Source organism: Pseudomonas sp. LjRoot71 (assembly GCF_964253255.1).
In the GTDB taxonomy this organism is placed as follows: Bacteria; Pseudomonadota; Gammaproteobacteria; order Pseudomonadales; family Pseudomonadaceae; genus Aquipseudomonas.
This window is the reverse complement of sequence record NZ_CAXURA020000001.1, coordinates 597121-613280: the sequence shown is the minus strand read 5'-3', so window position 1 is coordinate 613280 and position 16160 is coordinate 597121. Positions and strand designations below refer to the sequence as shown.

The following is a 16160-nucleotide window of genomic DNA, read 5'->3' as shown; positions in this document are numbered from 1 at the left end:
CGAGGGGAGCGAGCCGTTGTCCGATATTCACCTTGATAGTGCCGTATTGGCGGCGTTACAGGATGTCATGGAAGATGAGTATCCGGTGCTGCTGGACACTTTTCTGGCTGACTCCGAAGAGCGTCTGCTGGTGCTGCGCCAAGCCGAGCAGGCTGCCGATGCGCAGAACCTGCGGTTGTCCGCGCACAGCTTCAAAGGCAGTTGCAGCAACATGGGCGCGCTGATGCTGGCGGGGTTGTGCAAACAGCTGGAAGAAGTCGGACGGCGTGAGCAGCTTGAGCTGGCGCCCGATCTGGTCGAGCAGATCGAGCGGGAATTTGCCATCGTCCGCATCCTGCTCAAGTCCGAGCGCCAGCGTTATCGGCACTAGTCTTGCTGCACTGAGCCTGCAGCTGCTGCATTTCCCCGCTGTCTATCCTGTGGCCAACAAGTTGGCCCGCCCCTTGCAAAACTCTCCGTACGACCAACCCAGAGCGGAGAGTATCCATGTCCGTTGCCCCCGATCTGCTGCTCAAATCGGCCCCTGAAGTTAAGACCCGGGCTGCTGCAGCAAAAGCGCCGGCCAAACCCGCAGAGCCCAGCAGGAATGAGGCTTCCAGCTTCTCTCAGGAGTATGCTAAGGCGCGTCAGGCCAAGGCTTCCGAGCGCAGCGAGGCCTCTGCCAAGCCTGCGCGCGAAAGCAAACCAGCGGAAAAGAAAGACGAAGATACGCAGGCAGTTGCCGCTGCCGGACAGGGCGAGGTTGCCGATAGCGGCAAGCCTTTGCCGAGTGATCCGGCAGTTGAGGGTGCGGTACTTGATCCGCTGTTGCTGTTGGGCATTACCGGTGAGTTGCCGCCCGAGGACAGCGAAGAGCTGACAACCGTCAGTGACACGCTACCCGTGGCTACGACCAGCCTGACCAGCTCCGGTCCGGCGAGTATGACCGACGCCAGTTTTGATCCTGAACTGGACGCGCTCAACCAGTTGCCGGCCGTGCGTATGGCCCTGGAAATGGGGGCGAAGGACAAGCTGCAGGCCGACCAGGCGGCAACACCTTCGGCGCAGGCGCAAAGTGTCAGCCAGAGCTTGCTGGCCAGTCAGGTTGTGCAGGATGAAGTGCCGGTAGAGGGCGATGCCCTAGAACTCCCCGAACTGCAACTGGAGGCGCTGACGGGCAAGGGCCTTGAGGCGTTGAAAGAGGGCACGGCAAACACCACGCCGGAAAACTTCGTCAGCAAGCTCAATGCGCTGAGCCAGGCCATTGGTCAACAGACACCGTTGTCGGCTCGGGCGCCGGTGGTGGTCGGGCAGCCTGTGCCGATGCATCAGGGCGGCTGGAGTGAAGCCGTGGTGGATCGGGTCATGGTGATGTCCAGCCAGAACCTCAAATCTGCCGAGATTCAACTCGATCCTGCTGAGCTGGGGCGTCTGGAAGTGCGCATCAGCGTCAATCAGGAGCAAAGCCAGGTAACCTTTGCCAGCCCCCATGCCGGGGTGCGCGAGGCGCTGGATTCGCAGATGCATCGCCTGCGTGAGCTGTTTGCCCAGCAGGGCATGAACCAGCTGGACGTCAACGTCTCTGACCAATCGCTCAGTCGTGGCTGGCAAGGCCAGGAAGGTGATGGTGGGCGTGGTCGTGGCGGCGCTTCCAGCGAGCTGTTGGGTGCTGATGAGGAACTGCATCCGGGGGGCGTTGAGTCCGCTCGGGCAAGCACAGTCAGTGCCCGTGGTCTGGTGGATTATTACGCCTAGAGCGCTTGCCGCTGTAGTTGCCAGGCTCACTGATCTAAACTGCATTTCGCCCGGTTCCCCGATTGTGGGAGCCGGGCGATTTTGTTTGGGCCCGCTGCTGGCGTGTGCCTTGGCCGTATTGCCCCACGGGGCAGGTCACCGAGATTGAGCAGGTTTGTTGATAGACTGGCATAACACTTGCTCTTAACCCTTTGAAAACGGATAAAACTCCGAATAACGACGGATTATTGGCATGGCTAAGAAAGAAGCAGCACCAGCAGCGGCGGGCGCCGAGGCGAAACCAGCCGGCAAAATGAAGCTGATCATCATCATCGTTATTGCTGTGCTGCTGGCTGTGGGCCTTTCCGTTGGCGGAACCTGGTTCTTCCTGAGCAAAAAGAATGATGGTGCTGCCGAGGAAGCCAAGGCAGCTGCGGAGGCCGAACCGGCTGTGCCGGTCAAGCAGGCGGCGATCTATGAAGAGCTAGCTCCGGCTTTCGTGGTGAATTTCAATCATCAGGGGCGAGCCCGTTACATGCAGGTCAGCGTGGCCCTGATGACCCGTGATCAGGCCGCCCTGGATGCCCTCAAAGTGCATATGCCGGTGCTGCGCAATCGTCTGGTCATGCTGTTTTCCAGCCAGGATTTTGCCTCGCTGATCACCCCGGTCGGCAAGGAAATGCTGCGTCAGCAGGCAACAGCCAGCGTGCAGGAACTGGCACAGAAGGAGACCGGTAAAGTCACGGTCGAGCAAGTGTTGTTCACCAACCTCGTGTTGCAGTAATCAGGAGCCGTATATGGCTGTGCAAGACCTGCTTTCCCAGGATGAAATCGATGCCCTGCTGCATGGCGTCGATGACGGCTTGGTGGAAACCGAGGACGAAGCCGAACCGGGAAGCGTCAAGCAATATGACCTGACCAGCCAGGACCGCATTGTCCGTGGGCGCATGCCGACGCTGGAAATGATCAACGAGCGGTTCGCCCGTTACACCCGCATCAGCATGTTCAACCTGCTGCGCCGCTCTGCCGATGTCGCGGTGGGGGGCGTGCAGGTGATGAAGTTCGGCGAATACGTGCATTCGCTGTACGTGCCGACCAGCCTCAACCTGGTGAAGATGAAGCCGCTGCGTGGTACCGGGCTGTTCATCCTGGATGCCAAGCTGGTGTTCAAACTGGTGGACAACTTCTTCGGCGGGGATGGCCGTCACGCCAAGATTGAAGGCCGTGAGTTCACCCCAACCGAACTGCGCGTGGTACGCATGGTGCTGGATCAGGCGTTTATCGACCTCAAGGAAGCCTGGCATGCGGTGATGGATATCAACTTCGAGTACGTCAACTCGGAAGTGAACCCGGCCCTGGCCAACATCGTCAGCCCCAGCGAAGTGATCGTGGTCTCGACTTTCCACATCGAACTTGATGGCGGTGGTGGCGACCTGCATATCACCATGCCTTATTCGATGATTGAGCCGATCCGCGAGATGCTCGACGCCGGCTTTCAGTCCGATGTCGATGATCAGGATGAACGCTGGATCAAGGCCCTGCGTGAAGACATTCTTGGCGTCAGCGTGCCGCTGGGGGCAACTGTCGCCCGTCGTCAGCTCAAGCTGCGCGACATTCTGCATATGCAGCCCGGTGACGTGATTCCGGTGGAACTGCCGGAAAACGTGGTGCTGTGTGCCAATGGCGTGCCGGCGTTCAAGGTCAAGCTGGGTGCACACAAAGGCAACCTGGCTTTGCAGGTGCTTGAACCGATCGAGCGCCAGCGCTAACCGTTAAACCCCATTCAACGCCAGCCGAGGAAAAACGATGGCAGACGAAAACGAAAACGAAGCCACTTCCCCCGAGGAACAGGCGCTTGCCGATGAGTGGGCGGCGGCATTGTCCGAAGCGGGTGACGCCGGCCAGGATGATATCGATGCCATGCTGGCCGCCAGCGACCCGGTACCAGCGGCTCCACGTGCGCCGATGGAGGAGTTCAACAGCACACCCAAGGTCAACCTGCCGGTGAATCTGGACGGTCCGAACCTGGATGTGATTCTGGATATTCCGGTGTCGATTTCCATGGAAGTGGGCAATACCGATATCACCATCCGCAACCTGCTGCAGCTCAATCAGGGTTCGGTGATCGAGCTGGATCGCCTGGCAGGTGAACCGCTGGATGTGCTGGTCAACGGCACATTGATTGCGCACGGTGAAGTGGTGGTGGTGAACGAAAAGTTCGGCATCCGCCTGACTGACGTGATAAGCCCCAGCGAACGCATCAAGAAGCTGCGCTGACCATGCATAAATCCCTGTTGCTGGGCCTGTTCCTACCCGTTGTTGCCTGGGCCGCCGAGCCTGCTGCGCAGACTGCTGCACCGTTGGCCAGCAGTGGTATGGGTGGGCAGGTGGTGCAATTGCTGCTGGGGCTGCTGCTGGTTATCGGCTTGATCTTCCTGTTGGCCTGGTTGATGCGTCGGGTGCAGCAGATCGTGCCGCGTGGCGGGCAGGTGATCAAAGTTTTGGCTACTCAGCCGCTGGGCCCACGGGATCGCCTGGTACTGGTACAGGTGGGCGGCGAACAGGTGTTGTTGGGGCTGACGCCCGGCACCATCAGTGCCCTGCATGTACTCAAGGAACCTGTGCATCTACCCGATGCGGAGCCGGCCTCGGGCGAGTTTGCCCAGCGCCTGATGGAGCTGTTGGGCAAGGATCAAAAGGACAAATCTTGATGCTGCGTTTGTTGCTGGTTGTGTTTTTCAGCCTGGGGGCTTCGCTGGCGTTCGCCGCTGATCCGCCAACTGCCAGTACTTTGATTCAGTCGGGCAGTAACCCACTGTCGATCCCGGCTATTACCCTGAGCACCGATGCCGGTGGTCAGCAGGAGTATTCGGTCAGCCTGCAGATCCTGCTGATCATGACCGCGCTGAGCTTTATTCCAGCGTTTGTCATGCTGATGACCAGCTTTACCCGGATCATCATCGTCTTCTCGATCCTGCGGCAGGCCCTGGGGCTGCAGCAAACGCCGTCCAACCAGATCCTAGTGGGCCTGGCGCTGTTTCTGACCATGTTCATCATGGCGCCGGTGTTCGATCAGATTAACCGCGACGCCTTGCAGCCTTACCTGAACGAGCAACTGCCGGCGCAGGAAGCGATCCTCAAGGCAGAAGTGCCGATCAAGAACTTCATGCTGGCGCAGACTCGCGAGAGCGATCTGGAGCTGTTTGTGCGCTTGTCCAAACGCACCGATATTGTCAGTCCGGAAGCCACACCGCTGACCATTCTGATTCCGGCTTTCGTCACATCAGAGCTGAAAACCGCCTTCCAGATCGGTTTCATGATCTTTATCCCGTTTCTGATCATCGACATGGTGGTGGCCAGTATTCTGATGGCGATGGGTATGATGATGCTGTCGCCGCTGATCATCTCGCTGCCGTTCAAGATCATGCTGTTTGTACTGATTGATGGCTGGGCGCTGATCATGGGCACCCTGGCTGCCAGTTTCGGAGGCACTTAGCCATGACCCCTGAAGTGGCGGTTGATCTGGTACGCGGAGCCTTGTGGCTGACTGCGATGATCGTCGGCATCCTGGTGGTACCGAGCCTGGTGGTCGGGTTGCTGGTGGCGATGTTCCAGGCGGCAACCCAGATCAACGAACAGACCCTGAGCTTTCTGCCGCGCTTGCTGGTGATTCTTCTGGTGCTGATCTTCGCCGGACCCTGGCTGGTGCGCGAGCTGATGGAGTACACCGAGAACCTGATCATGAACATTCCGTTGCTGATCGGCTGACATGCTCGAGTTAAGCAACGAGCAGATCGGCGCGTGGGTAGGCAGTTTTCTGCTGCCACTATTTCGTATTGCTGCGCTGCTGATGTTCATGCCAATCATCGGCACCCAGCTGGTGTCGGCGCGGGTGCGTCTGTATCTGTCACTGGCCATCTGCCTGGTGATCATGCCGACCCTGCCGCCGATGCCGGTGATCGATGCGATCAACCTGCAGGCCTTTCTCTGGATCGCTCAGGAAATTCTGATTGGCATGATGCTGGGCTTTGTCCTGCAGCTGTTTTTTCAGGTTTTCGTGATTGCCGGGCAAATTGTTGCCATGCAGATGGGCCTTGGCTTTGCCTCCATGATCGACCCGGCCAACGGCATTTCGGTGCCGGTGATCGGGCAGGTGTTCATGATTCTGGTGACCTTGCTATTCCTCGCCATGAATGCCCATCTGGTGGTGTTCGAGGTGCTCACCGAAAGTTTCTTCACCCTGCCGGTGGGGAGCGGTTTTCTGGTGGAGAATTACTGGGAAATTGCCAACAAGCTGAGCTGGGTGATGGGCGCGGCCCTGCTGCTGGTGCTACCGGCGATTACCGCGTTGTTGGTGGTTAACCTGGCATTTGGGGTCATGACCCGTGCCGCACCGCAGTTGAACATCTTCTCTATCGGCTTTCCGTTGACCCTGGTGCTGGGGTTGGTGATCGTCTGGATTGGCATGGCCGATATCCTCGCGCAGTACCAGGTGTTCGCCACCGAGGCCTTGCAGTTCTTGCGTGAAATGGCAGGGGCGAGCTGATGGCCGAATCGGAAAGTGGTGCCGATAAAAGCGAGGAACCCACGGAGAAACGCCTGCGCGAATCCCGTGAGAAGGGCCAGATTGCCCGCTCCAAAGAGCTCAATACCCTGGCCGTGACCCTCGGTGGTTTTGGCGGCCTGCTGGCTTTCGGCGGCAGCATGGGCAATGCCATGCTGAATATCATGCGTGGCAATTTCTCCCTGTCGCGCGAGGTGATCATGGACGAGCGCAGCATGGCGCTGTGGCTCGCCGCGTCCGGGCAGATTGCTCTGGAAGCTTTGTTTCCGCTGTTTGTGCTGCTGTTGATCGTGTCGATTGTCGGGCCTATTTCCCTCGGTGGCTGGCTGTTTTCGGCCGAGGCGATGGCGCCGAAGTTCAGCCGCATGAATCCATTGGCGGGGCTCAAGCGCATGTTCTCCACTGATGCGCTGGTGGAGTTGCTCAAGGCCTTGGCCAAATTTACCTTGATTCTGCTGGTGGGCATTGCGGTGTTATCGGCCTGGCAGGACGACCTACTGGCGATTGTTCATGAGCCGATTGAAGCGGCGATTCTGCACTCGGCCAAGGTGGTGGGCTGGAGTGCCTTGTGGATGTCTTGCGGGTTGATTCTGATCGCTGCCGTGGATGTGCCGTTCCAGCTCTGGAGCAGCAAGCAGAAGCTGATGATGACCAAGCAGGAAGTGCGCGACGAATACAAGGACAGCGAGGGCAAGCCCGAGGTCAAACAGCGTATTCGTCAGTTGCAGCGCGAGATGGCCGAGCGGCGCATGATGCAGGCGGTTCCGGATGCCGATGTGGTGATCACCAACCCGACGCACTTTGCCGTGGCCCTGAAATATGATCCGGCCAAGGGCAGTGCGCCGGTCTTGCTGGCCAAGGGCGGCGATTTCACCGCTTTGAAAATTCGCGAAATCGCCAATGAGCACAAGGTCATGGTGCTGGAATCACCAGCCCTGGCGCGTGCCGTGTTCTATTCCACCGAGCTGGATCAGGAAATCCCGGCTGGCCTGTATCTGGCCATCGCTCAGGTGCTCGCCTACGTCTACCAGCTGCGCCAGTACCAGGCCGGCAAGGGCAAGCGCCCGGCGCCGTTACCGGATCTGCCGATCCCGCCGGATTTACGCCGCGACGAGTAATTTCATCAGCTGTTGCAGCCCGTGTGGGCAGCTTTTGCTGCAGCCTGGCAAAGTTGGACAGCTTCTTGCAAAACCCTCCCCAAAGGCGCGTTCAGCGTCAAAAGATTGAATTGGCTGGGGTAGGGATGTGGCAATAGATCGCTCACAAATGATCGGTGATGTGCGCAGCAACCTGTCGGGGTTGCGGCACGGCAATCTGGGCATTCCGCTGTTGCTGCTGGTCATGCTCGGCATGGTCATGCTGCCGATTCCGCCGTTCCTCCTCGATGTGCTGTTCACCTTCAGTATTGCCCTGTCCATCGTCGTTCTGCTGGTGGCGATCTATGCGCTGCGTCCGCTGGACTTCGCTGTTTTCCCGACCATTTTGCTAGCCGCGACGCTGTTGCGTCTGGCCCTTAACGTGGCCTCCACCCGGGTGGTGCTGCTGCACGGTCAGGATGGCCATGACGCCGCCGGTAAGGTGATCCAGGCCTTCGGTGAGGTGGTGATCGGCGGCAACTACGTGGTTGGTATCGTGGTGTTCGCCATCTTGATGATCATCAACTTCGTGGTGGTGACCAAGGGTGCTGGACGCATCTCCGAGGTCAGCGCTCGTTTTACCCTGGATGCGATGCCGGGTAAGCAGATGGCCATCGACGCCGATTTGAATGCCGGCTTGATCGATCAGGCCGAAGCCAAGAAGCGCCGCAGTGAGGTGTCCCAGGAGGCGGATTTCTACGGCTCCATGGACGGTGCCAGCAAGTTTGTTCGCGGTGATGCGATTGCCGGCCTGCTGATTCTGTTCATCAACCTGATCGGTGGCATGGCCATCGGCATCCTCCAGCATGACCTGAGCTTTGCTGACGCCGGCCGCATCTACACCTTGCTGACCATCGGTGACGGCCTGGTGGCGCAGATTCCCTCGCTGCTGCTGTCGACGGCGGCGGCGATCATGGTCACCCGCGTTTCCAGCTCGGAAGACATGGGCGCCCAGGTCAACCGGCAGATGTTCGCCTCGCCCCGGGCGCTGGCGGTCACGGCGGCGGTGATGATCGCCATGGGCCTGGTGCCCGGCATGCCGCATTTCTCTTTTATCAGCCTGGGGCTGGTGGCAGCGGGCGCTGCGTACTGGATTGCCAACAAGCAGCGTACGGTTAAGGAAAACGAAATCAAGGAAGTGCAGCGTCAACAGGAGCTGCTGCCGGCGCAAAAAGCGCAGGAGGTCAAGGAGCTGGGTTGGGATGACGTCACCCCGGTGGATATGGTCGGCCTGGAAGTGGGTTATCGATTGATTCCGCTGGTGGACCGTAACCAAGGCGGTCAGTTGCTGGCGCGGATCAAGGGCGTGCGCAAGAAGCTCTCCCAGGAAATGGGCTTTCTTATGCCCTCGGTGCATATCCGCGACAACCTCGACCTGCAGCCCAATGCCTACCGTCTGACGCTGATGGGCGTCAGCGTGGCCGAAGCCGAGGTCTACCCGGATCGCGAGCTGGCGATCAACCCAGGCCAGGTCTTCGGCCCATTGAATGGCATCGCCGCCAAGGATCCGGCATTCGGCCTGGAGGCGGTATGGATCGACCCCAGCCAGCGTGATCAGGCGCAGTCACTGGGTTACACCGTGGTGGACGCCAGCACGGTGGTTGCCACCCACCTCAATCAGGTGCTGCATAAGCACGCCCACGAGCTGCTTGGGCACGAGGAAGTGCAGCAACTGATGCAGTTGTTGGCCAAGACCTCGCCCAAGCTGGCCGAGGAGCTGGTGCCGGGAATGATTTCCTTGTCGACCCTGCTCAAGGTGCTGCAAGCCCTGTTGCAGGAGCAGGTACCGGTGCGCGACATCCGCACCATCGCCGAGGCCATCGCCAACGTGGCGGTGAAGAGTCAAGATCCCGCCGCGATGGTCGCCGCCGTGCGCGTGTCGTTGGCCCGCGCAATCGTGCAAAGCATTGTGGGACTAGAGCTGGAGCTGCCTGTGATCACCCTTGAACCAAGGTTGGAACAGATATTGCTCAACAGTATTCAGAAGGCCGGTCAAGGCTCCGAGGAGGGCATCCTCCTGGAGCCTGGCATGGCCGAGAAGCTGCAGCGTTCCCTGGTGGAAGCGGCGCAGCGCCAGGAAATGCTCGGCAAGCCAGTGATTCTGCTGGTGGCCGGTCCGGTCCGGGCGATGCTCTCGCGATTCGCGCGGCTGGCGGTTCCGAGTATCCATGTACTGGCATACCAGGAAATTCCGGATAACAAGCAGGTCACCATCGTTGCGACGGTGGGGCAGAACTAACCGAGGTTACAGGCCATGCAGGTCAAACGCTTTTTCGCCGCCGATATGCGTACCGCCATGAAGCTGGTGCGTGATGAGCTGGGTGCCGATGCCTCGATCATTGGCAATCGTCGGGTCGCCGGCGGTGTCGAACTGACCGCCGCGCTGGATTATCAGGCACCTGCCGCGCCGGCCCGCCAGCCCAACCCGGCGCTGGAAGCCGAGCTGCGCAAGACCCAGGCGAAAATCGCCACGGCCCAGGCCGAACTGACTACCCGCGCCAAGGTGGATGCCGGCAAGGATCGCCAACTGTTTGGCGCAGAGCTGGATCTGCCGGCCGACAGTCTGGCTGCGGTGATGCGCAAATCCCAGCATGCTCCTGCCGTTGCCGCCGCCACTGATCAGCGGGCGCTGGATGCCATGCGTTTCGAGCTGCACGGCCTGCGCGAGCTGATCGAAGTGCAACTGGGCTCGATTGCCTGGGGGCAGCTACAGAACCGCCGTCCGCAGCAGGCCAACCTGTGGCGTCGTCTGCAGCGCATGGGGTTGTCGGCTGAACTGTCGAAAGCCTTGCTGGAGCGCGTGGCCAACGTGGCCGAGCCGCGTCAGGCCTGGCGCATGCTGCTAGCGCACCTGGCGCATGCGATCAAAACGCCGAAGCAGGAGCCGATGGACGAAGGCGGGGTGATCGCCCTGGTTGGTCCGGCCGGTATGGGCAAGACCACCACCCTGGCCAAGCTGGCTGCGCGTTATGTCCTCAAATACGGCGCACAGCACATCGCCTTGGTCAGCCTGGACAGCTATCGCATTGGCGCTCAAGAGCAACTCAAGACCCTCGGGCGTATTCTCAATGTCCCGGTAACCCTGGTCGATCCTGGCCAGTCCCTGACCCAAGCCCTGGCCCCGCTGGCGCGCAAGCGTGTGGTGCTGATTGACACCGCCGGCCTGCCCGCTAACGATCCAGCGCTGCGTATGCAGCTGGAAACGCTGGCCAGCCGTGGCGTCAATGCAAAAAATTATCTGGTAATGGCCGCTACCAGTCAGGGCCAAGTGCTGAAAGCCGCCTACCATAGTTATAAGCGCTGTGGTCTGGCAGGTTGTATTGTCACCAAGGCGGATGAAGCCACCAGCCTGGGTGAGGTTTTAGGGCTGGCTATTAGCCAGCGTCTACCGGTAGCCTATCTCGCCGATGGGCCACGAATTCCCGATGATCTGCAGGTACCGCGCAGTCATCAGTTGGTCAGCCGGGCCGTGGGGCTGCAGGCGACCCAAGATCCAAGCGAGGATACGATGGCGGAGATGTTTGCCGGCCTTTATCAGCAGCCCGCACGGCGTGTCAGTTAAGCGCCAGGCTGTTGCAATTGAACCGCGCGTAGCCGGCCGAGTGGCTCCAGTCGAAGTTAGACAAGGTGTGTAGAAAATATGGGTATGCATCCCGTACAGGTGATTGCGGTGACCGGCGGCAAAGGTGGCGTCGGTAAGACCAACGTCTCGGTGAACCTGGCATTGGCCCTGGCTGATCTCGGCCGCCGGGTGATGCTGATGGACGCCGACCTGGGCTTGGCCAACGTCGATGTGCTGCTTGGTTTGAGTGCCAAACGCACCCTGGAAGACGTTATCAGTGGCGAATGTGAGCTGCGCGATGTGCTGCTGCAGGGGCCGGGCGGCATCCGCATCGTGCCGGCGGCTTCGGGCATTCAGAGCATGGTGCAGCTGTCACCGATGCAGCATGCCGGGTTGATCCAGGCGTTCAGCGATATTAGTGATAACCTCGACGTGTTGATCATCGACACGGCAGCAGGTATTGGTGATGGCGTGGTCAGCTTTGTACGCGCGGCCCAGGAAGTGCTGGTGGTGGTCTGCGACGAGCCGACCTCAATCACTGACGCTTATGCGCTAATCAAACTGCTCAACCGTGACCACGGCATGAACCGTTTTCGCGTCCTGGCCAATATGGCCCACAGCCCGCAGGAAGGCCGCAACCTCTTTGCTAAGCTGACTAAAGTGACTGATCGTTTTCTTGACGTTGCCCTGCAATACGTAGGTGCGGTGCCGTATGACGAGTCAGTGCGCAAGGCCGTGCAAAAGCAGCGCGCGGTTTACGAAGCCTTCCCGCGTTCGAAGTGCGCGTTGGCGTTCAAGGCGATAGCCCAGAAAGTCGACGCCTGGCCGTTACCGGCCAATCCGCGCGGTCACCTGGAATTTTTCGTTGAGCGTCTGGTGCACCAACCGATCGCGGACACGGCCATATGACAGCAGCCTCTGGACTTCGTATGTATAGCAAGGCACAGGCGCAGGACTCCCAGCACCAGTTGATCGAGCGCTATGCGCCTCTGGTCAAACGCATTGCCTATCACCTGTTGGCGCGTCTGCCTGCCAATGTGCAGGTCGACGACCTGATCCAGGCCGGGATGATCGGCCTGCTCGAAGCGTCAAAAAAATACGATTCCAGCAAAGGTGCCAGTTTCGAGACGTTCGCTGGCATTCGCATTCGTGGCTCCATGCTCGACGAGGTACGTAAAGGCGACTGGGCCCCCCGTTCCGTGCACCGCAACAGCCGCATGGTCAGTGATGCCATTCGAGTAATTGAGGCCAGAACGGGCCGAGATGCTAAAGATCAAGAGGTTGCGGCCGAACTCCAATTGAGTCTCGAGGATTACTACGGCATTCTTGGCGACACTTTAGGCAGCCGCCTGTTCAGCTTCGACGACCTGTTGCAGGACGGCGAGCATGGTGGGCTGGGTGAAGACGCTGGCAGCAACCACCTCGAACCTTCTCGTGATCTGGAAGATGAACGCTTTCAGGCAGCCTTGGCCGATGCCATCGCCAACCTGCCGGAGCGCGAGCGCCTGGTGTTAGCGCTATATTACGATGAAGAATTAAATCTTAAGGAGATCGGCGAAGTACTGGGGGTTAGCGAATCACGCGTAAGCCAACTACACAGTCAGTGTGCCGCCCGTTTACGCGCCCGTTTGGGCGAGTGGCGCGCACACTGAGTGGCGGTTGCGGCACTCGCTGATATCTGGGCCGGTTTCACGATTAAAGGCGTACACAGGTTGCTGGGTGCGTTTGGGACTGTACGGAGGTCGACTTGGACAAGAACATGAAAATCCTCATCGTTGATGACTTTTCAACGATGCGACGGATCATCAAGAACCTCCTGCGTGACTTGGGGTTCACCAACACCGCCGAGGCCGATGACGGCACCACGGCCTTGCCGATGCTGCAAAGCGGCAGTTTCGATTTTCTGGTAACGGACTGGAACATGCCCGGCATGACCGGGATTGACCTGCTGCGCGCCGTACGCGCGGATGATCGTCTGAAAACCCTGCCGGTGCTGATGGTAACGGCCGAGGCCAAGCGCGATCAGATCATCGAAGCAGCTCAGGCTGGGGTTAACGGCTATGTGGTCAAGCCGTTCACTGCCCAGGTGCTGAAAGAGAAGATTGAGAAGATCTTCGAGCGGGTCAACGGCTGATGTCTGCCATGAGGGTGCTATGGAGCATAAAGATTCCGTTCAAGGCGACCTTGAGTCGACCCTGAAACACAACGCTCGCCAATTGGTCGACAGCCTGGAACAGGGCAATTTTGGTGAAGCGGTACAGCTGATTCATGAACTCAACAAGGCGCGTGATCGCGGCCTCTATCACGAGGTTGGCAAGCTGACCCGTGAGTTGCATAACGCTATCGTCAATTTTCAGCTTGACCCGCGTGTGCCACACGCTACCGAAGTGTCGCAAATCACCGATGCCACCGAGCGGCTCAACTATGTTGTGACCATGACCGAGAAAGCGGCCAATCGCACCATGGATCTGGTCGAGCAGAGTGCGCCGCTGGTCAATGATCTCAGCGACGAGGCTCAGAGCCTGAGTGCTGATTGGGGCCGTTTCATGCGCCGCGAAATGAGCGCTGACGGCTTTCGTGAACTGGCCAAGCGCGTCGAACTGTTCCTTGCTCGTAGCGAGCGCGATGGGGCCAAGTTATCTGCTCACCTCAACGACATTCTGCTGGCTCAGGACTTCCAGGATCTGACCGGGCAGGTGATCAAGCGTGTCACGCAGTTGGTCACCGAAGTTGAGAGCAACCTGCTGAAACTGGTGCTGATGGCCAGCCAGGTGGACCAGTTTGCCGGCATTGAACACAACCATGAGTTGCTCCGTGCCGAACAAGAAAAACAAAAAGAGCCTTCCCGTGGTGAAGGTCCGCAGATTCATGCCGATAAGCGTGAAGACGTCGCATCGAATCAGGATGATGTCGACGACCTGCTTTCCAGCCTGGGATTTTAGGAGCACGTCTATATGAGCTTCGGCGCCGATGAAGAAATCCTCCAGGACTTCCTGGTAGAGGCCGGCGAGATTCTTGAATTACTGTCCGAGCAGTTGGTGGAGCTTGAAAGCCGCCCGGACGACATGAATCTGCTCAACGCTATTTTTCGCGGTTTCCATACCGTTAAAGGTGGTGCCGGTTTTCTCCAGCTCAATGAGCTGGTGGAATGCTGCCATATCGCAGAAAACGTCTTCGACATCCTGCGCAAGGGTGAGCGGCGCGTCGACTCCGCATTGATGGATGTGGTGCTAGAAGCACTGGATGCCGTCAACAGTATGTTCAGTGAAGTCCGCGAGCGAACTGACCTGACCCCAGCGACGCCTGAATTGCTGGCAGCATTGGCTCGTCTGGCTGAGCCAGCCAGTGCTGATGAGTTGATGCAGGCTGAAGCGCCGGCAGCCGAACCTGAACCCGAACCGGAGCCGGAACCCGAACCGGCAGTTGCCCAAGCCCCAGCAGGGGATATTACCGACAGCGAATTTGAACAACTGCTCGGCGCTCTGGATGAAACGCCAGCCCCGGTGGCTGTTGCGGCCAGCAGTGACGAGATTACCGACGACGAGTTCGAGTCGTTGCTGGATCAGTTGCACGGTAAAGGCCAGTTTGTAGCCGATGTGAGCGCTGCACCGGTTGTGTCAGCTGCACCGGCAGCCCCGGCGGCGGCCAGCAGCAGCGACGAAATTACTGATGATGAATTCGAGTCCTTGCTGGATCAGTTGCACGGCAAAGGGCAGTTCGTGCCGCCTCCGGTTGCAGCCGCTCCTGCCGCCAAGGTTGAGCCTGTTGCCGAGGCGGCGGGTGATGACATCACCGATGATGAGTTCGAGGCTCTGCTGGATCAGTTGCATGGCAAAGGCAAGTTTGTTGAGCCCGAGGCCATCAAGCCGGCCGCGCCAACGCCTGCGGCTAAACCGGCAGAGCCGGCTAAGGCGGTTGCCAAACCTGCGCCCAAGCCCGCTGCCAAGGTCGAACCGGCCAAGGTACCTGCCGCTGCTGCGGCTCCGGTAGCGGACAAAGCTGCACCGCCCAGTGAGGCGGAAACCACTGTGCGGGTCGATACCGCGCGGCTGGATGAAATCATGAACATGGTGGGTGAGCTGGTGCTGGTGCGTAACCGCCTGGTACGCCTGGGTGCCAGCAGTGCCGATGAGGCCATGTCCAAAGCGGTATCCAACCTGGACGTGGTCACGGCGGATCTGCAGACCGCCGTGATGAAAACCCGTATGCAGCCGATCAAAAAGGTATTCGGCCGCTTCCCACGCCTGGTGCGTGACCTCGCGCGCAACCTGAAGAAAGAAATCAACCTGGAACTGGTCGGTGAAGAAACCGATCTCGACAAAAACCTGGTTGAAGCACTGGCCGATCCGTTGGTGCACTTGGTGCGCAACGCCGTCGACCACGGCATTGAAACCCCAGAAGAGCGTGAGGCTGCCGGTAAAGCCCGTGGCGGTAAGGTGGTGCTGTCTGCCGAGCAGGAGGGTGACCATATCCTGCTGTCGATTTCCGATGACGGCAAAGGAATGGATGCCGATGTGCTGCGTGCCAAGGCTGTGGAGAAAGGCCTGCTGGACAAGGACGCGGCAGATCGCCTCAACGAATTCGAATGCTACAACCTGATTTTTGCCCCAGGTTTCTCGACCAAGACCGAGATTTCCGACGTGTCCGGCCGTGGTGTAGGTATGGACGTGGTGAAAACCAAGATTTCCCAGCTCAATGGTACGGTCAATGTGTTTTCGACCAAGGGCCAAGGCTCGAAAATCGTCATCAAAGTGCCGTTGACCCTGGCCATCATGCCGACGCTGATGGTGATGCTGGCCAATCAGGCGTTTGCCTTCCCGTTGGTCAACGTCAACGAGATCTTCCACCTCGACCTGTCGCGTACCAATGTCGTCGACGGCCAGGAAGTAGTGATCGTGCGCGACAAGGCCTTACCGTTGTTCTATCTCAAACGCTGGCTGATCGGCAGTGCGGCGCATGTTGAGCAAGGCGAGGGGCATGTGGTGATCCTTACCGTTGGCAGCCAGCGTATCGGCTTCGTGGTCGATCAACTGGTCGGTCAGGAGGAAGTGGTCATCAAACCGCTGGGCAAAATGCTGCAGGGCACTCCAGGCATGTCCGGTGCGACCATTACCGGTGATGGTCGCATCGCCCTGATTCTTGACGTGCCGAGCATGCTCAAACGTTACGCACGGCGTATGTGATT

General features: G+C 59.2%; 17 protein-coding genes. All 17 read left to right on the top strand.

The window, feature by feature from the left end; all coding sequences use genetic code 11:
- The first annotated feature begins 16 nt into the window (after positions 1 to 16).
- The 17 genes from ACSQ17_RS02980 to ACSQ17_RS02900 all read left to right on the top strand — a co-directional run bounded on the left by ACSQ17_RS02980 (position 17) and on the right by ACSQ17_RS02900 (position 16158).
- Entirely contained in the window at positions 17 to 370 is a 354-nt protein-coding gene (locus tag ACSQ17_RS02980; protein WP_233686172.1) for an Hpt domain-containing protein, read from the top strand.
- Positions 371 to 486: 116 nt separating this feature from the next.
- A complete protein-coding gene (locus tag ACSQ17_RS02975; protein ID WP_436067520.1) occupies positions 487 to 1734 on the top strand; it encodes a flagellar hook-length control protein FliK in 1248 nt (415 codons plus the stop codon).
- Between the two features lie 232 nt (positions 1735 to 1966).
- Complete coding sequence (gene fliL / locus ACSQ17_RS02970) at positions 1967 to 2497, top strand: flagellar basal body-associated protein FliL (protein ID WP_436067519.1); 531 nt, start codon at positions 1967 to 1969, stop codon at positions 2495 to 2497.
- Positions 2498 to 2510: 13 nt separating this feature from the next.
- Positions 2511 to 3482 (top strand): flagellar motor switch protein FliM, encoded by a 972-nt coding sequence (fliM, locus tag ACSQ17_RS02965; RefSeq protein ID WP_108490484.1) that lies wholly within the window; start codon positions 2511 to 2513, stop codon positions 3480 to 3482.
- Between the two features lie 37 nt (positions 3483 to 3519).
- Positions 3520 to 3990, top strand: coding sequence for a flagellar motor switch protein FliN (fliN, locus tag ACSQ17_RS02960; protein ID WP_436067518.1), 471 nt, complete (start codon positions 3520 to 3522; stop codon positions 3988 to 3990).
- A 2-nt stretch (positions 3991 to 3992) separates the two neighbouring features.
- On the top strand, positions 3993 to 4424 hold the full coding sequence (fliO, locus tag ACSQ17_RS02955) for a flagellar biosynthetic protein FliO (RefSeq protein WP_436067517.1): 432 nt from the start codon (positions 3993 to 3995) through the stop codon (positions 4422 to 4424).
- Positions 4424 to 5209, top strand: coding sequence for a flagellar type III secretion system pore protein FliP (fliP, locus tag ACSQ17_RS02950; protein ID WP_233686167.1), 786 nt, complete (start codon positions 4424 to 4426; stop codon positions 5207 to 5209). The genes fliO and fliP overlap by 1 nt, the downstream gene beginning before the upstream one ends.
- Before the next feature lie 2 nt (positions 5210 to 5211).
- A complete protein-coding gene (gene fliQ, locus ACSQ17_RS02945; protein ID WP_233686166.1) occupies positions 5212 to 5481 on the top strand; it encodes a flagellar biosynthesis protein FliQ in 270 nt (89 codons plus the stop codon).
- Position 5482: 1 nt separating this feature from the next.
- Entirely contained in the window at positions 5483 to 6259 is a 777-nt protein-coding gene (gene fliR, locus ACSQ17_RS02940; protein WP_436067516.1) for a flagellar biosynthetic protein FliR, read from the top strand.
- Positions 6259 to 7395 (top strand): flagellar biosynthesis protein FlhB, encoded by a 1137-nt coding sequence (gene flhB, locus ACSQ17_RS02935; RefSeq protein WP_436067515.1) that lies wholly within the window; start codon positions 6259 to 6261, stop codon positions 7393 to 7395. Before fliR ends, flhB begins: the two co-directional genes overlap by 1 nt.
- 133 nt (positions 7396 to 7528) lie before the next feature.
- Entirely contained in the window at positions 7529 to 9652 is a 2124-nt protein-coding gene (gene flhA, locus ACSQ17_RS02930) for a flagellar biosynthesis protein FlhA (RefSeq protein WP_436070419.1), read from the top strand.
- Positions 9653 to 9667: 15 nt separating this feature from the next.
- Positions 9668 to 10975 carry a flagellar biosynthesis protein FlhF gene (flhF, locus tag ACSQ17_RS02925; RefSeq protein WP_436067514.1) on the top strand — a complete coding sequence of 436 codons (1308 nt, stop codon included), beginning with the start codon at positions 9668 to 9670 and terminating at the stop codon, positions 10973 to 10975.
- A 78-nt stretch (positions 10976 to 11053) separates the two neighbouring features.
- Entirely contained in the window at positions 11054 to 11884 is an 831-nt protein-coding gene (gene fleN / locus ACSQ17_RS02920; RefSeq protein WP_233686162.1) for a flagellar synthesis regulator FleN, read from the top strand.
- Positions 11881 to 12627 (top strand): RNA polymerase sigma factor FliA, encoded by a 747-nt coding sequence (gene fliA / locus ACSQ17_RS02915; RefSeq protein ID WP_233686161.1) that lies wholly within the window; start codon positions 11881 to 11883, stop codon positions 12625 to 12627. Before fleN ends, fliA begins: the two co-directional genes overlap by 4 nt.
- Positions 12628 to 12734: 107 nt before the next feature.
- Positions 12735 to 13109, top strand: a complete 375-nt coding sequence (locus tag ACSQ17_RS02910; protein WP_177480012.1) for a chemotaxis response regulator CheY — start codon at positions 12735 to 12737, stop codon at positions 13107 to 13109.
- Between the two features lie 19 nt (positions 13110 to 13128).
- On the top strand, positions 13129 to 13917 hold the full coding sequence (locus ACSQ17_RS02905; RefSeq protein WP_436067513.1) for a protein phosphatase CheZ: 789 nt from the start codon (positions 13129 to 13131) through the stop codon (positions 13915 to 13917).
- A 12-nt stretch (positions 13918 to 13929) separates the two neighbouring features.
- Positions 13930 to 16158, top strand: a complete 2229-nt coding sequence (locus ACSQ17_RS02900; RefSeq protein WP_436067512.1) for a chemotaxis protein CheA — start codon at positions 13930 to 13932, stop codon at positions 16156 to 16158.
- The last annotated feature ends 2 nt before the right edge of the window (positions 16159 to 16160 follow it).

Excerpts from the sequence above, each read along its gene's own strand:
- ACSQ17_RS02900 (WP_436067512.1), top strand. The coding sequence starts at position 13,930 with ATGAGCTTCGGCGCCGATGAAGAAATCCTCCAGGACTTCCTGGTAGAG.
- flhF (WP_436067514.1), top strand. The coding sequence starts at position 9,668 with ATGCAGGTCAAACGCTTTTTCGCCGCCGATATGCGTACCGCCATGAAG.
- ACSQ17_RS02905 (WP_436067513.1), top strand. The coding sequence starts at position 13,129 with ATGGAGCATAAAGATTCCGTTCAAGGCGACCTTGAGTCGACCCTGAAA.
- fliO (WP_436067517.1), top strand. The coding sequence starts at position 3,993 with ATGCATAAATCCCTGTTGCTGGGCCTGTTCCTACCCGTTGTTGCCTGG.
- fliL (WP_436067519.1), top strand. The coding sequence starts at position 1,967 with ATGGCTAAGAAAGAAGCAGCACCAGCAGCGGCGGGCGCCGAGGCGAAA.
- ACSQ17_RS02975 (WP_436067520.1), top strand. The coding sequence starts at position 487 with ATGTCCGTTGCCCCCGATCTGCTGCTCAAATCGGCCCCTGAAGTTAAG.
- fleN (WP_233686162.1), top strand. The coding sequence starts at position 11,054 with ATGGGTATGCATCCCGTACAGGTGATTGCGGTGACCGGCGGCAAAGGT.
- ACSQ17_RS02910 (WP_177480012.1), top strand. The coding sequence starts at position 12,735 with ATGAAAATCCTCATCGTTGATGACTTTTCAACGATGCGACGGATCATC.
- fliN (WP_436067518.1), top strand. The coding sequence starts at position 3,520 with ATGGCAGACGAAAACGAAAACGAAGCCACTTCCCCCGAGGAACAGGCG.
- fliP (WP_233686167.1), top strand. The coding sequence starts at position 4,424 with ATGCTGCGTTTGTTGCTGGTTGTGTTTTTCAGCCTGGGGGCTTCGCTG.
- fliM (WP_108490484.1), top strand. The coding sequence starts at position 2,511 with ATGGCTGTGCAAGACCTGCTTTCCCAGGATGAAATCGATGCCCTGCTG.
- fliA (WP_233686161.1), top strand. The coding sequence starts at position 11,881 with ATGACAGCAGCCTCTGGACTTCGTATGTATAGCAAGGCACAGGCGCAG.
- fliR (WP_436067516.1), top strand. The coding sequence starts at position 5,483 with ATGCTCGAGTTAAGCAACGAGCAGATCGGCGCGTGGGTAGGCAGTTTT.
- fliQ (WP_233686166.1), top strand. The coding sequence starts at position 5,212 with ATGACCCCTGAAGTGGCGGTTGATCTGGTACGCGGAGCCTTGTGGCTG.
- flhB (WP_436067515.1), top strand. The coding sequence starts at position 6,259 with ATGGCCGAATCGGAAAGTGGTGCCGATAAAAGCGAGGAACCCACGGAG.